The following is a 14,374-nucleotide window of genomic DNA, read 5'->3' on the forward strand; positions in this document are numbered from 1 at the left end:
CCTATGCACACTCCAAAAATGATGCTCCCTACCCTTCTGTCGCTGGCCATGTTGTCCGCGTCATCGTTCGCCACCAGCGCCAGCGCAGCGTCCACGCTCGTGCCGCCGCAGGGGTACTATGAAGGGGTCGAGAAATACAAAAGCGGCGAAGGCAAATTCAGCTGTGATGCCACGCCGCAGCCCTACACCGGCTCGCTGCAATTCCGCAGCAAGTACGAGGGCTCGGACAAGTCCCGTTCGACGTTCAATGCCGCATCGGATCAGGCGTTCCGTGACACGACCAAGGACATCACCACCATGGAGCGCAACACCAGCAAAGTGGTGATGCAGTACATGCGTGACGGGCGTCCTGAACAGCTCGACTGCGCGCTCGGCATGCTCACCACGTGGGCCAAGGCCGATGCGCTGGAGTCCAAGGACTTCAACCACACCGGCAAGTCGATGCGCAAATGGGCACTGGGCAGCATGTCCTCGTCCTACCTGCGCCTGAAATTCTCCGAGTCCCACCCACTGGCCACCCGTCAGCAGGACGCGCAAGTGATCGAGGCCTGGTTCAGCAAGCTGGCGGACCAGGTGGTCAGCGACTGGAACAACCTGCCGCTCGACAAGACCAACAACCACTCGTACTGGGCGGCCTGGTCGGTGATGTCCACCGCCGTGGCGACCAACCGCAAAGACCTGTTCGACTGGTCGGTGAAGGAGTTCAAGGTCGCGGCCAATCAGGTCGACCAACAGGGCTTCCTGCCGAACGAACTCAAGCGTAAGCAGCGCGCACTGGCGTACCACAACTACGCCCTGCCGCCGCTGGCGATGATCGCCAGTTTTGCCCAGGCCAACGGCGTTGATCTGCGTCCTGAAAACAACGGCGCACTCAAGCGTCTGGGTGATCGGGTGCTGGCAGGCGTGAAGGATTCGGGTAACGAATTCCAGGCCAAAGATGGCGAGAAGCAAGACATGACGGACCTGAAGACCGACATGAAATTCGCCTGGCTGGAACCCTACTGCTCGCTCTACGACTGCGGCCCGGATGTGCTGGAACAGAAGCACAAGATGCAACCGTTCAAGAACTTCCGCCTAGGCGGCGACATGACTCGCACCTATGACCCGAGTCATGAGAAGGGTGAGAAAGGCGGTTCGTAGAAGCAATAGCTGAACGCAATCAACTGTGGGGGCGGATTCATTCTGGGCGGCATACCGACGAGGGTTGGTCCTGACAACTCGGAACTGACCTGCAAATGGCGGTGACTGAGCCACCGCTTCGCGAATGAATTCGCTCCCACAGGGGCCTGCGCTGGTAATGAGATGTGTGCTTTACCCCCTCGATTTCTCATGGGGGGTTTGGGGGGGCTGTGGCCCTTGATGTTGGACAAACGGAGAGATAAGGATGGTTTTCTCATCCAACGTGTTCCTGTTCCTGTTCTTGCCGGTGTTTCTCGGCTTGTACTATTTGAGCGGGCAACGCTATCGCAACCTGCTGCTGCTGGTGGCCAGTTACGTGTTCTACGCGTGGTGGCGAGTGGACTTCCTGGCACTGTTCGCAGGTGTAACGCTGTGGAACTACTGGATCGGCCTGCGCGTCGGTGCCGCCGGGGTCAGGACCAAACCCGCTCAGCGCTGGCTGTTGCTGGGTGTCGCAGTCGACCTGTGCATCCTGGGCTATTTCAAATACGCCAACTTTGGCGTGGACAGCATCAACGCGATGATGACGTCGATCGGCCTTGAGCCGTTCATCCTCACCCACGTGCTGTTGCCGATCGGGATCTCGTTCTACATCTTCGAATCGATCAGCTACATCATCGACGTCTACCGTGGCGACACGCCGGCGACCCGCAACCTGATCGACTTCGCGGCGTTCGTGGCGATCTTCCCGCACCTGATCGCAGGCCCGGTGCTGCGTTTCCGCGACTTGGTGGACCAGTTCAACAACCGTACCCACACCCTGGACAAGTTCAGCGAAGGCTGCACGCGGTTCATGCAGGGTTTCATCAAGAAGGTCTTCATCGCCGACACCCTGGCCGTCGTTGCCGACCATTGCTTTGCCCTGCAACATCCGACCACGGGCGATGCCTGGCTCGGCGCCCTGGCGTACACCGCGCAGCTGTATTTCGACTTCTCCGGTTACAGCGACATGGCCATCGGCCTGGGCCTGATGATGGGTTTCCGCTTCATGGAAAACTTCAAGCAGCCTTATGTCAGCCAGTCGATCACCGAGTTCTGGCGTCGCTGGCACATCAGCCTGTCCACGTGGCTGCGTGACTACCTGTACATCACGCTGGGCGGCAACCGTGGCGGCAAAGTCGCAACCTACCGCAACCTGTTCCTGACCATGCTGCTGGGCGGTCTGTGGCACGGCGCCAACATCACCTACATCGTCTGGGGTGCATGGCACGGCGTGTGGCTGGCGATCGAAAAAGCGCTGGGCATCAACACGGCGCCCAAGACCTTTAACGTCGTGCGCTGGGCCTTCACCTTCCTGCTGGTGGTGATGGGCTGGGTGATCTTCCGCGCCGAGAACCTGCACGTCGCCGCCCGTATGTACGGCGCGATGTTCAGCTTCAGCGAGTGGCAGCTGTCGGACCTGAACCGCGCCAGCCTCACCGGCCTGCAAGTGGCGACCCTGATCGTGGCGTACATCACCCTGGCGTTCTTCGGTCTGCGCGATTTCTACCGCAACCGCGCACCGGAGAAACCAAAAGGTGACACGCCGGTTCAAGCCGACGGCCCTGCTTCGGCAGTGCCGGGCCTGATCAAAGCCGTACCGGGCGACACGCCGGGGAGCATTCATCAACCGGGTTACATCGTCGGCACCGACGCGCAGGTTCAGCCTGCCTACTGGACCGCCGATTGGTCGCGCTACGTCATGCGCGCCCTGATCCTGCTGATGTTCGTGGCCTCGATTCTCAAACTCTCGGCGGCCAGTTTCTCGCCGTTCCTGTACTTCCAGTTCTGAGGAGCCTGACATGACCCGTTCATTACGTTTCCTCTACATCTTCCTGTTCCTGGCCATCCTGCTGGCGCTGGGCCTGTGGTCGCTGCGCAGCTTCATCGGCTTCTCGACATCCAAGGAAACCACGGTCCTCAACGGTCACTGGACAAAGGCCGTGGAAACCCACTACGACGAGGCGTTTCCGATCAAGCGCCTGGGCACCAACCTCTGGGCCGCGCTGGATTACAAGGTGTTCAACGAAGGTCGTCCGGGGGTGATTCTCGGCAAGGACCAGTGGCTGTATACCGACGAGGAATTCGACGCCGTGGCCAACGGCGAGCAGAACGAAGCCGACAACCTGGCGATCATCAAAGGTGTGCGCGACACCCTGAAAAAACAGGGCACGCAGTTGGTGCTCGCCATCGTCCCGGCCAAGACCCGTCTGTACCCGGAACACGTCGGTGACAACAAACCTGCTGCGCTGCACACCGACCTGTATCAACAGTTCCACGCGCAAGTCAGCCAGGCCGGCATCTTCGCCCCTGACCTGCTGGCACCGCTGCAAAGCGCCAAGGACAAGGGCCAGGTCTTCCTGCGCACCGACACCCACTGGACGCCAATGGGCGCTGAAGTCGTGGCGCAGCAACTGGGCGAGGCGATCTCGAAAGAAGCCCCGCTCAGTGGCGACCCACAGAACTTCATCACTGAAGCCAAAACCAGCGCGCCGTACAAGGGCGACCTGACCAACTTCCTGCCGCTGGACCCGCTGTTCAGCAACCTGCTGCCCAAGCCGGATGACCTGCAACAGCGCAGCACCAACCCGGCGCAAGCCGAGGGTGACGGTGGCGATGCGCTGTTTGCGGACAACTCGGTGGCGGTCGGTCTGGTCGGCACCAGCTACAGCGCCAACCCCAACTGGAACTTCGCCGGGGCGCTTAAACAGGCCCTGCACAGCGACGTGGTGAATTACGCCGAAGACGGCCACGGCCCGATTCTGCCGATGCTCAAATATCTGCAAACCGATGCCTTCAAGAGCAGCCCGCCGCAGGTGCTTATCTGGGAATTCCCGGAGCGCTATCTGCCGGCCCACAACGACCTGACCGAGTTCGATCCGCAGTGGATCGCCGAACTCAAGAAGGCCCGTGACCCTCAACAAAATCTGGCTCAGAACGCCAACGCTTCTAACTCCAACGTCAATTCCGAGTCGCCCGATCGGGCGCAAAACTGAGAGGACTACCCAAAATGACCTTACAGAACCCAACTCGCATGCCTACCCGTTCGGCCAAGACCGGTCTGCTGAAAACCTGCGTCCTGGCCGCCAGCCTTGGCTTCGTCTCACTCTCGGCCTTCGCCGGTGGCGACGCCGCCCTGTACGGCCCGACCGCTCCGAAAGGCTCGGCCTTCGTGCGCGTCTACAACGCCAGCAACGCGGAAGTCAGCGCCAGTGTCGGCAACACCAGCCTCAACGAAGTCGGCCCGCTGGCCAGCAGTGATTTCAGCTTCATGCCGCAGGGCGACTACAGCGCCAAGATCGGCAGCAACACCCTGCCGGTGAAACTGGCGAGCGATCACTACTACACCATCGTCAACAACACCTCCGGCGCGCCGCAACTGGTGGAAGAGCCACCGTTCAAGAACAAACAGAAGTCGCTGGTGCGTGTGCAGAACCTGAGCGACAAGCCGCTGACCCTGAAAACCGCCGACGGCAAGACCGCTGTTGTCGATTCGGTAAAAGCCAAAGGCACCGGCGAGCGTGAAATCAATCCGGTAAAAGTCAGCTTCGCGCTGTTCGACGGCGACAAGAAAGTCAGCGACCTGAAACCGGTCGCGCTGGAACGTGGTGAGGCAGCGGTGCTGTACATCACCGGCAACGGCAGCAACCTGTCGCCAGTCTGGGTCAAGCGCCCGACGTCGACTCAGTAACACCGAAGTCGTGCGCTGCCCCTGCGGCGCACGCGATTGGCTTTTGATTCTGGCCGAAGGCCGTTGAAGCGGATTCGACAGAAATCAGCGTTCGGCGCCAGGTGATGCGGAGCAGCACACCGTGAGGGCACCGAGCGCAGCGGCACAACAACAAGACAGACGAAACGACAGAACAACCGACGTATAGCCCAAACAAACGCTATCGAAATTTTGGAGAAACAAAATGATTCCAGTGATCTTGTCAGGTGGCAGCGGTTCCCGACTCTGGCCTCTTTCGCGTAAACAGTTTCCAAAACAGTTCCTGGCGCTGACCGGCGAACACACCCTCTTCCAGCAGACCCTCGAGCGCTTGCAGTTCGATGGCATGCAGCACCCTGTCGTGGTCTGCAACAAGGATCACCGTTTCATCGTGGGCGAGCAGCTCGATGCTTTGGGCTTGGACACTCAGGCCATCATCATGGAGCCGTTCGGTCGCAACACTGCCCCTGCCGTCGCCATCACCGCGATGATGTTGGCGAACGAAGGTCGTGACGAACTGATGCTGGTGTTGCCGGCCGACCACGTCATCGACGACCAGAAATCCCTGCAACGCGCACTGGCTTTGGCGACCGTCGCCGCCGAGCGTGGCGAGATGGTCCTGTTCGGCGTACCGGCGACCAAGCCGGAAACTGGCTACGGCTACATCAAGTCCACCGCCGACGCCCTGCTGCCTGAAGGCGTGAGCCGCGTGGCCCAGTTCGTGGAAAAACCTGACGAAAAACGCGCCGCCGAATTCGTCGACGCGGGCGGCTATTACTGGAACAGCGGCATGTTTCTGTTCCGCGCCAGCCGCTACCTCGAAGAATTGAAAAAGCACGATCCGGACATCTACGACAACTGCCTGCTGACCCTTGAGCGCAGCAAGCACGACGGCGACAACATCGAACTGGATCAGGCCAGCTTTGCCTGCTGCCCGGACAACTCCATCGACTACGCCGTGATGGAAAAAACCCAGCGCGCCTGCGTCGTTCCGCTGGAAGCCGGCTGGAGCGACGTGGGTTGCTGGTCTTCGCTGTGGGACGTGCATCAGAAAGACGAAAACGGCAACGTCACCAAAGGCGACGTGGTCATTCAGGACAGCCGCAACTGCATGATTCAGGGCAACGGCAAACTGGTCACCGTGATCGGTCTGGACAACATCGTGGTCGTCGAAACCAAAGACGCCATGATGATCGCCCACAAAGACAAGGTTCAAGGCGTCAAGCAGATGGTCAACACCCTCAACGAGCAGGGCCGCACCGAAACCCAGAACCACCTCGAAGTCTATCGCCCGTGGGGCTCGTACGACTCCGTGGACATGGGCGGCCGGTTCCAGGTCAAGCGCATCTCGGTCAAACCGGGCGCCAGCCTGTCGCTGCAAATGCACCATCACCGCGCCGAACACTGGATCGTCGTGTCGGGCACCGCGCAGGTCACCTGCGACGAAAACGTGTTCCTGCTCACCGAAAACCAGTCGACCTACATCCCGATCGCCTCGGTCCATCGCCTGCGCAACCCAGGCAAGATCCCGCTGGAAATCATCGAAGTGCAATCGGGCAGCTACCTGGGCGAAGACGACATCGAGCGCTTCGAAGACGTCTACGGCCGCTCGACGCCGGGCATTGAAGCCGGTGTGAGAACCCAGACCATCGCTCGCTGATACAACGACAAGGAAAGAGTAGTAGTGCCCCCGCCCGCCCCCTGCGTATTCCCCATCCGCAGGGGGTGGGCGGGGGGCTTTTTTATTTGAAGAGAGATTTCAGACGTCGCACAAATGACGGACCTGAGCCACTTGCCTGGGCATGGCTTTGTGCGTCGCCCGGTCGCTGATGCATGTTGTGCCACGCGATGACAGAGTAAATTGCCAAGGAGTCTGCGTTCTTGAGCAGTACATTGCCTCTGACGTTAGGGTTGTTCAAAAACAACTGCTGCCGTGCGGCACTGTCACGAAGCGGGGCGCCGTATTTCAGCATGAGTTTGCCGTAATGAAAAACATCCCACCTCCCCATCTGAGACTCATCAGGCCCCGCTGATAACAATTTCTGCGAAGACTCCTTCAGGGTTTTTATGTATTTCGCTTGTGACTTCGGATTGGCATCAGGGGGCTGGATATCCAACTCGATATAGGCATAGTCGCGGGTGTTATGAACCGCATGACTGGCTTCATGAATCAATGTTTTGGCAACGTGCATTGGATGCCTGTGATCGAGATGCGTCGAGGATAAAAAGACAGTCCCGCCGCCTTCAGCCTTCGCGTCCAGAGTTTGACCGTCCACTCCAAAAGGTAGCTCCGCCAACACCAGTCGAGCCTCTTGATCGCCTTCTAGAGAGATCAAGAATGCCCTCAATTCATCCAGTTTTTTACCTACTGTTTCATCGGAACCCGGTGCCCTGACTTCGCCAAAGCTGGTTGCCAACGCGGCGTGTCTGGCAGCCAGAGCTTCGACTGACACATCCTGGGTAGTTATGAGCTCAAGCATGTTTTTGCTGAGTGCTAGTACCTCGCGCATTTTTTGTTGCGAGTGATCTGGAAATGCTGAAATTCCCGTCGCTATTCTCACAGGCTCCAGCCCTTGTCGATCCACAAAACAAAGCGGCCGATTGAGTACAAACATAAAGAGATTCAGGCCCCATTTCTCCCCTGCTGGATCGGGGTTGAGCCAGCGCATGAGCCAAGATGCGTAATACCGCAACCCATAGTAATAAAGCCCCGTCGCATCGCATTCTTTACCTGAGTAACGGACAGCCTTGTACTTGGCCTCTATCTCGCTTCGCGTCGCAAACCAAGCCGTTTCTCCATAGGGGTAATAGACCTCATGGCTGATCAGTTGCCCGTTCTGGTCCAGTTCGAGGGTATTTGAGCCGAGGTGGTCGATGAGGGAGTAACGCGCTTGATTGTTTTCGATATCGGTCGGGCGTCCCGTTTTCCAATTCAATACCCGTACATCGCTGCGCCCCGCGTTTGCAATGACCACGTACAGCAGTTCGCTGGTTGCGCTGTTGGTGCGGATTTCCAGCCCCGGCAGATAGCGCACTTCGCTTAGATGGGTCAGCATTTTTGTCTGGGTTGAACGCACTTTCCGAACCCGCGCACCCGCAGCGTCGTATTGATAAACCTCACGATCATCGATGCCAGACTCGCGCTCGACCGGTGTGACTTCGCTCAGTTGATTACGCGTATCCCAACGCAACGTCTGCCCCGGCGACAGCTCACGCAAATTCCCGTTGGCATCGAAACTCGCTGCAATTTCCTCTTCTGTCGGTGGGTTATCGCCTATTTGCAGCAACGACCGGTTGCTGTATCGCGCTGTCGCGAAAACCCGCGTGTGATTGCGGGCGCCGGTGTGAATCAGCTTTTGCAGGTTTCCGCCAGCGTCGTACTCGTAGCGTTGGGTGTAGTTCCGCAGCGTATCGGCAGTTGCAAAAGGTTGAGCTGCGGGGCCTCTATTTTCATCGGCCGACTCATAACCCGTCGCCTCAATCAGTTGATAAAGCGTGTCGTAAACAAACGTTCGAAGAGGCTCAATCTGCTGATTAGCGAAGTACCGTGTTGGCTGAGCACGGTCGTCAATACTCACCACATTGCCGACAGGGTCATAGCGGTAATGCAGATCCTGAAGCCGTCCGTTATCAGAGCGCAGATTACGCAAGCGCCCATCGATAGGGCCGTAATCGAGAGTGGTGACAATGCCGTTTCCCGCTGTTTCCGACTCGATCCGGTTATGAGCGTCATAGCGAATATCACTGACGAGGGTTTGCAAGGGCTGGTTCAGCAGTTGCAGTTGAGTGCTTTTCAGCTGACCTGAAGCCGTGTGACCAAAGCGCTGCGTATTTCCCACAGCGTCGGTCTGTTCTGCTGCCTCTCCAGACGCATTGAATCGCCAACACGTTGTGGCTCCCGCACATGGCTCAAGAAATGAATCACGCTCGTTTTCACGTTCAGGCCAGTCAGGTCCAGCAAGTTCGTTCAGAAAACAGCGCGTTTGTCCGGCCACTTGCCCGGTCAGGGTGAAGGCTGAACTGATCACACAGCCTGCGGGATCATCGTGACGGATCAGTTCTCCGCATTGATTTGCATCCCGGGCATCAGGGCCGCCGTAGGTGAGTCGCTCAGTACAGCTTTCCCGAATCCCATCGCTTTCAAAAATCGCCACAGTTCGTAGCAATTGATCATGTTCATCCCGCTGCGAATGCCCCGCTCCATCCCATCGACAGACCTGCTGCCCGCTTTCGCCCAGCAATTCGGCGCTCCATCCGGTATCTGCGCTTTCAGTGAAAAGCACCTGGCCTGACAGAGAATGCACGGTGCTCAAATTTCCAGGCCTGCCCGGAAGGTCATTCGCTATTGCCCACAACCTCGGGTCCCATGAGCGGACAAGCCTGCCTGCGACATCATGGGCGGACCGATTGATTCGAATGAGTGCGTCATCGCCCGGTTGCGTGCGACAGAACGCGATCTGGCGAATCGCCAAACCGCGCGGTTCTATGGCGTTCAGGTTAGGCGTGCGAGTGTGTACAGACGAGAGAGGGGCCATGACGACTGCATTCCATTGCGACGTTTTTTCAAGCCTAGCGGGCCGATAACCAAGGGAAAGGACCGTTGATCAGGCGCGCGTTCGCCCAAACGCCGATTGGTCTCCTCCTCCCCTTTCGGTACGATGCGCTCATCCGCATCCCGAGAGCGAAGACATGATCATCGGCGCCGTACTGATCTTCACCTGGCTGATTCTGCTGCTACGTTACCCCGCCAAAGCCTTGCCGGTTTCGCTGGCGGCGGCCATCGGGCTGGCGGTTGTTGCGGGGTTCGTGGTCTGGGAAGACAAACGTGATGCCCAGCGGCTGGAACGCCTGCAATTGCGCGTGAACTACGCGCCGCAGCAGTGCCCTGTGGGTAAACCTTTGCTGGTGCTGATCGATAACAGCAACGACGTGCCCCTGAAGGAACTGCGCTGGAAAGTGGCGGCGTATGCGTCGGGTGACACCGTGAATCTTGCCGACGACACCTATACCGCTCCACGCTACCGGGGCCCGGGCGAACTGCTGCCCGGCAGCCAATGGCAGGACTGTCTGCCGCTGCCGCCGTTGCGCAACGGCTATCGCGCGCAGACGCTTGAGTTTCGCGCCGAACGCCTGCAAGGCACATTTTCCGACTGACCCACTCCCTTCTATTCAAGGAATGAAACACCATGCCTGTCGTTCTGATCACCGGTTGTTCCAGCGGCATCGGTCGTGCCATGGCGGATGCCCTCAAGGGCGCAGGACATGAGGTCTGGGCCACGGCGCGCAAGCCTTCCGATGTCCAGGCACTGACTGCGGCGGGCTTCAACGCGGTGGAACTGGACGTCAACGACGGCGCTGCACTGGAACGCCTCGCCACTCAATTCGAAGCGCACGGCAAAGGGCTCGATGTGCTGATCAACAACGCCGGTTACGGCGGCATCGGGCCGCTGCTCGATGGCGGCGTCGAAGCCATTCGCAGACAGTTCGAAACCAACGTGTTTTCCATCGTCGGCGTCACCCGCGCGCTGTTTCCCCTGCTGCGCCGCAACAAGGGGCTGCTGGTGAACATTGGTAGCGTTTCAGGGGTGTTAGTCACGCCGTTCGGCGGCGCCTATTGCGCGTCGAAAGCGGCAGTCAGCGCGATGAGCGACGCGTTGCGGATGGAACTGGCGCCCTTTGGCATCCGCGTGATGGAGGTACAGCCCGGCGCCATCGATACTCAATTCGCCAAGAATGCCAGCCATGAAGCCGAGCAGGTCATTCATGAAGACTCGCCGTGGTGGCCGTTGCGTGAAGGCATCCGCGCCCGCGCCAATGCTTCGCAGACTCATCCCACTCCCGCTAACGAGTTTGCCCGCGATGTGCTTAACGCCGTGCAACACCCAAATCCGCCTCGCCTGTTGCGCTCGGGCAACGGCAGCCGTGCGTTGCCGTTGATGGCACGACTGCTACCCAAGTCGCTGCTGGAGAAGATTCTAAGCAAGCGCTTCAAACTGCAAGGGCCTTTGTAATCCATCTCGCATCGGATACACCCGCAGATCGCCAAGCACCGTTCCTCCAGATCGACCTTGCGCAAGGCGGCGGCCGTCAAGCCACCGCTTCCCGAGAGTGTTTGATCACGGCTGCGGATTCACGATCACCGTGCAGGTGATCCCCGCCGCCAACACCACGCTGTCCGGTACGTTATCCAGATGAATGCGTACCGGAACGCGCTGGGCCAGACGCACCCAGTTGAAGGTCGGGTTGACGTCAGCGATCAGCTCGCGGCTTTCCGGGTTGTCGCGGTCGTAGATCGCACGGGCGATGCTTTCGACGTGGCCCTTCATCACTTCGCCGCTCATCAACTGCATGTCTGCCGGGTCGCCGATTTTCACGTGGGGCAGCTTGGTCTCTTCGAAGAAGCCGTACACCCAGAACGAGTTCTTGTCGACGACCGCCATTTTCGCCTCGCCGATGCGCGCGTAATCCCCGCGATGCACGTTGAGGTTGGTGACGTAGCCATCGACCGCTGCCAGCACTTTGGTGCGTTGCAGGTTGAGTTGCGCGGCCTCCAGTTGCGCCACGGCCAGTTGGTAATCGGCCTGAGCGGAGTTGGCGACGTTGGAAGCGTCTTCGCGGTTTTCGGCAGAAATCACCAGCGCGTCCATGTCCTTGCGCCGGGCGGCGTTGACCTTGCGCATCTCCCACGTGGCTTTGCGTGACGCGACCAGCGCTTCGGCCTGTTTGACCGCCAACTGGTAATGCTCGGGGTCGATCTGCATCAACAGGTCGCCCTTTTTCACGGGCTGGTTGTCCTTGACCGGCACGTCGATGACCACGCCGCTGACATCGGCGGCGACGTTGATCACGTCGGCGCGCACGCGGCCGTCACGGGTCCACGGCGTATCCATGTAGTGAATCCACAACAGGCGGCCGATCCAGATGGCCAGCGCCAGAACCAATAACGTCGCGATCAGACTGATGAGCTTTTTCATCTCGGGTTACATGTGCCTCAACGGTAAACGGTCAGCGCCATCGCGCCAAAAATGCAACTGAACAGGCTCAGGCGCAACAACGCCGGATGCCAGAAAAAACGGTACAGATCGAGTCCGGACATAAAGCGGTCCAGCGCCCAGGAAAGCACCATCGCGACCAGAAACATCACGGTCACGGTCGGCATGTAAACGCCGTGGAAAGCGATTTCACGTGGCATGGGAAAGTCCTTGCACGGCGTGCTCGGGGGGCGACGAGGCCAAGGGGGACTGTGGGTCAAGCAGGCAGGTGCGGATGAAGTGCAGGTAGCTTTTCACCCGACGCAGCGCCGAGGTGTCGAAGTGCGGGGCGAACGGCTCGTCGGTGTTCTGCACGCAGACAATCGCGTGGTCCACGGCCGCCAGGCTGCGCGCCAGATTGTGGGGGTCGGGTTGCAGGAACAGGCGCACCATCGAGCGTCCCATGGCGCGGATCGCCTGACGCCACGGCTGGGATTCCGCATAGCTCGGATGCACAGGCAGCACGTCCTGCTCGCGGCGCAATTCGATGATCGCGTGGCCGATTTCCAGCACCACCAGCATCCAGCGCAGCAGGTTGCGCTGCACCTCGGGTTTGCCTGCGGCCAGACCGTAGGCCTGATGCATCAGGTCGCGGGTGCGGCTCTCGAAACTCGAACGAATCCGACGCAACGGCGCGCTGATCGCAAACCCCACCTGCTGACGCAAATCCCCTTCCAGCCGTTGCCACAGCCAGCGACTGTTGGGCGGCAGAATGATTGCCCCGGCCGCTGCGCACAGCAGCATGCCGATGACCATCGCGATGTAATCGTTGATGAATGTATAGGGGTTGTAGACCGTGAGGTTGTCTGGCGCCGAACCGATGCTGAAGAAGATCAGCAACCCCAACCCATAGCCGACCCACTGCGGGCGCGTGGTCAGAAACGTCCCAAGCACGAACACCGGCGCCAGCACCATGCAGAGCAAGGGGAAGCCGTCGATGCGGGGCAGTACGAAGAAGGTGATGAAGAAGCCGAGCAGCGCGCCCAAAAACGTGCCGCAAGCCATCTGGAACGACATGCGCCGAGGGTTCGCGGTGGTCGCCGACAAGGCAACGGTCGCCGCTGACACCAATGTCATTGAGGCCCCGCTGGGCCAGGCCGTTGCGACCCAGTACACCGACATCACCGCCAGGATGAACGTCGCCCGAACGCCCGACGCTACAGACGACATCCAGTTGGTGGTGGAGACGAACGGTTCGACCCAGTTTTCCCGCTCGTGGCGGTGATCGGCCAGCGAAGCGTGGGTCTCGGCGTAGTCGTGCAGGTCATCGACGAAGCGATACATCAATTCGTAGGCGGTGTGAAAATCCAGCAAGTCGTCATCGCTGGGCGCGGTCTTGAGGAATTCAGCGCGGAGACTGCGCACCTGCTCAGGCAGGTCCGCCTTGAAGTCGCTCAGCCGACGGGCCAGCAGCGCGGCGTCGGCGTTGGTCAACGCTCGGCCGGCGAAGCCCTGAAGCAGCTCGGCCAAGGCATTGAGGCCCGGCTCGATAGCCGCGACGGCAGGCGTCACACCACGACGACGCAGACGCTCCAGCAATTGATGCAAGGCGTTGAAGCGCGTGGTGATGGTCATGAATTCGCTGTTCAAGCGGTTCAGGCGACCGTTGCGCCGACGCATGTGCGGGTCTTCGAACACCGTCACGGCGCGCAAGCCCTCCAGCCCGACTGCATCGGCGATGAAACGCACGTTGCTGGCTTCGAACGCCGCCGGATTGCCCTCGCCGCGCAGCCCGGTCACGACGAACTGCGCGAATACGCCAAAGCGCTGATACAGCGCGTTGCGCATCGCCGCGCCGGAGCTTTGCGGCAGGATCGCCGCAGTGACCAAGGTCGAGCAGACGATGCCGAGGGAAATCTCCAGCACCCGCCACACCGCCGCCATGAACGAGGTTTCAGGGTGAGCGAGCGCAGGCAGACCGGTCATCGCCGCCGTGTAACCGGCGAGCACAAAACCGTACGCGGCGAAGTTTCGGTAGCGTGCGGCGCCTGCGCAGCAGAGGCCAACCCAGATGGCCAGGCTGCTGAGAAACAGCTCGCTGTTCTGGGCGAACAGGGCCATGAGCGTGACCATCACGACGGAGCCCGCCAGCGTGCCGATCAGGCGATAGAAACTCTTGGCGAACACATGCCCACTCTGCGGCTGCATGACGATGAACACGGTGATCATCGCCGTGCGCGGCTGCGGGAGTTCCAGACGCATCGCGACCCAGTACGTCAGGAACGCGGCCATCAGGACTTTGAAGATGTAAATCCACGTCACCCCGTCGCTGCGCGCCCAGCCGTTGAGCTCACGACGAAATTCGAGGGATTTGAGCCAGTGCAGGGCTTGGGTCATTTCAACTCAAGACCTGCATTGGCCGCAGGACGGCTATCGCGAGCAAGCTCACTCCTACAGCCGAAATTCGTCGTGAGCGAAATCAGCGACCCGCCACATAACCTGTAGGAGTGAGCTTGCTCGCGATAGCGCCCGACCA

At 59.8% G+C, this 14,374-nt stretch carries 11 protein-coding genes; 7 read left to right on the plus strand and 4 right to left on the minus strand.

Features of this window, described 5'->3' with window-relative positions:
* Positions 1 to 3: 3 nt before the first annotated feature.
* From GVN17_RS20900 to GVN17_RS20920, 5 genes are all read left to right on the plus strand, one after another.
* Positions 4 to 1,140 (plus strand): mannuronate-specific alginate lyase, encoded by a 1,137-nt coding sequence (locus GVN17_RS20900; RefSeq protein ID WP_166597152.1) that lies wholly within the window; start codon positions 4 to 6, stop codon positions 1,138 to 1,140.
* Positions 1,141 to 1,384: 244 nt separating this feature from the next.
* The gene (locus GVN17_RS20905) at positions 1,385 to 2,950 is read left to right on the plus strand and encodes an MBOAT family protein (RefSeq protein ID WP_166597153.1); all 1,566 of its coding nucleotides are present in this window, start codon (positions 1,385 to 1,387) and stop codon (positions 2,948 to 2,950) included.
* 10 nt (positions 2,951 to 2,960) lie between these two features.
* Positions 2,961 to 4,154 carry an alginate O-acetyltransferase gene (locus GVN17_RS20910; protein WP_166597154.1) on the plus strand — a complete coding sequence of 398 codons (1,194 nt, stop codon included), beginning with the start codon at positions 2,961 to 2,963 and terminating at the stop codon, positions 4,152 to 4,154.
* A 38-nt stretch (positions 4,155 to 4,192) separates the two neighbouring features.
* Positions 4,193 to 4,849 carry an alginate O-acetyltransferase AlgF gene (locus GVN17_RS20915; protein ID WP_166597155.1) on the plus strand — a complete coding sequence of 219 codons (657 nt, stop codon included), beginning with the start codon at positions 4,193 to 4,195 and terminating at the stop codon, positions 4,847 to 4,849.
* A 223-nt stretch (positions 4,850 to 5,072) separates the two neighbouring features.
* Positions 5,073 to 6,527, plus strand: a complete 1,455-nt coding sequence (locus tag GVN17_RS20920) for a mannose-1-phosphate guanylyltransferase/mannose-6-phosphate isomerase (protein WP_166597156.1) — start codon at positions 5,073 to 5,075, stop codon at positions 6,525 to 6,527.
* Positions 6,528 to 6,609: 82 nt separating this feature from the next.
* On the opposite strand, the gene GVN17_RS20925 is transcribed toward GVN17_RS20920, so the two are convergent.
* Complete coding sequence (locus tag GVN17_RS20925; protein ID WP_371928594.1) at positions 6,610 to 9,171, minus strand: RHS repeat domain-containing protein; 2,562 nt, start codon at positions 9,169 to 9,171, stop codon at positions 6,610 to 6,612.
* Between the two features lie 385 nt (positions 9,172 to 9,556).
* On the opposite strand from GVN17_RS20925, the gene GVN17_RS20930 reads away from it, so the two are divergent.
* Both GVN17_RS20930 and GVN17_RS20935 read left to right on the plus strand, forming a co-directional pair.
* On the plus strand, positions 9,557 to 10,021 hold the full coding sequence (locus GVN17_RS20930; protein ID WP_166597158.1) for a multidrug transporter: 465 nt from the start codon (positions 9,557 to 9,559) through the stop codon (positions 10,019 to 10,021).
* Positions 10,022 to 10,053: 32 nt separating this feature from the next.
* Positions 10,054 to 10,878, plus strand: a complete 825-nt coding sequence (locus GVN17_RS20935; RefSeq protein WP_166597159.1) for an SDR family oxidoreductase — start codon at positions 10,054 to 10,056, stop codon at positions 10,876 to 10,878.
* 105 nt (positions 10,879 to 10,983) lie between these two features.
* Here the strand turns inward: GVN17_RS20935 and GVN17_RS20940 are convergent, their stop codons facing one another.
* The 3 genes from GVN17_RS20940 to GVN17_RS20950 are packed head-to-tail and all read right to left on the minus strand — an operon-like array spanning position 10,984 to position 14,235.
* A complete protein-coding gene (locus GVN17_RS20940; protein WP_166597160.1) occupies positions 10,984 to 11,841 on the minus strand; it encodes an HlyD family secretion protein in 858 nt (285 codons plus the stop codon).
* A 17-nt stretch (positions 11,842 to 11,858) separates the two neighbouring features.
* Positions 11,859 to 12,059, minus strand: a complete 201-nt coding sequence (locus GVN17_RS20945; RefSeq protein WP_110946932.1) for a DUF1656 domain-containing protein — start codon at positions 12,057 to 12,059, stop codon at positions 11,859 to 11,861.
* Complete coding sequence (locus GVN17_RS20950) at positions 12,049 to 14,235, minus strand: FUSC family protein (RefSeq protein WP_166597161.1); 2,187 nt, start codon at positions 14,233 to 14,235, stop codon at positions 12,049 to 12,051. The genes GVN17_RS20945 and GVN17_RS20950 overlap by 11 nt, the downstream gene beginning before the upstream one ends.
* Positions 14,236 to 14,374: the final 139 nt, after the last annotated feature.

It is taken from the genome of Pseudomonas sp. SLFW (assembly GCF_009905615.1).
In the GTDB taxonomy this organism is placed as follows: Bacteria; Pseudomonadota; Gammaproteobacteria; order Pseudomonadales; family Pseudomonadaceae; genus Aquipseudomonas; species Aquipseudomonas bambusae.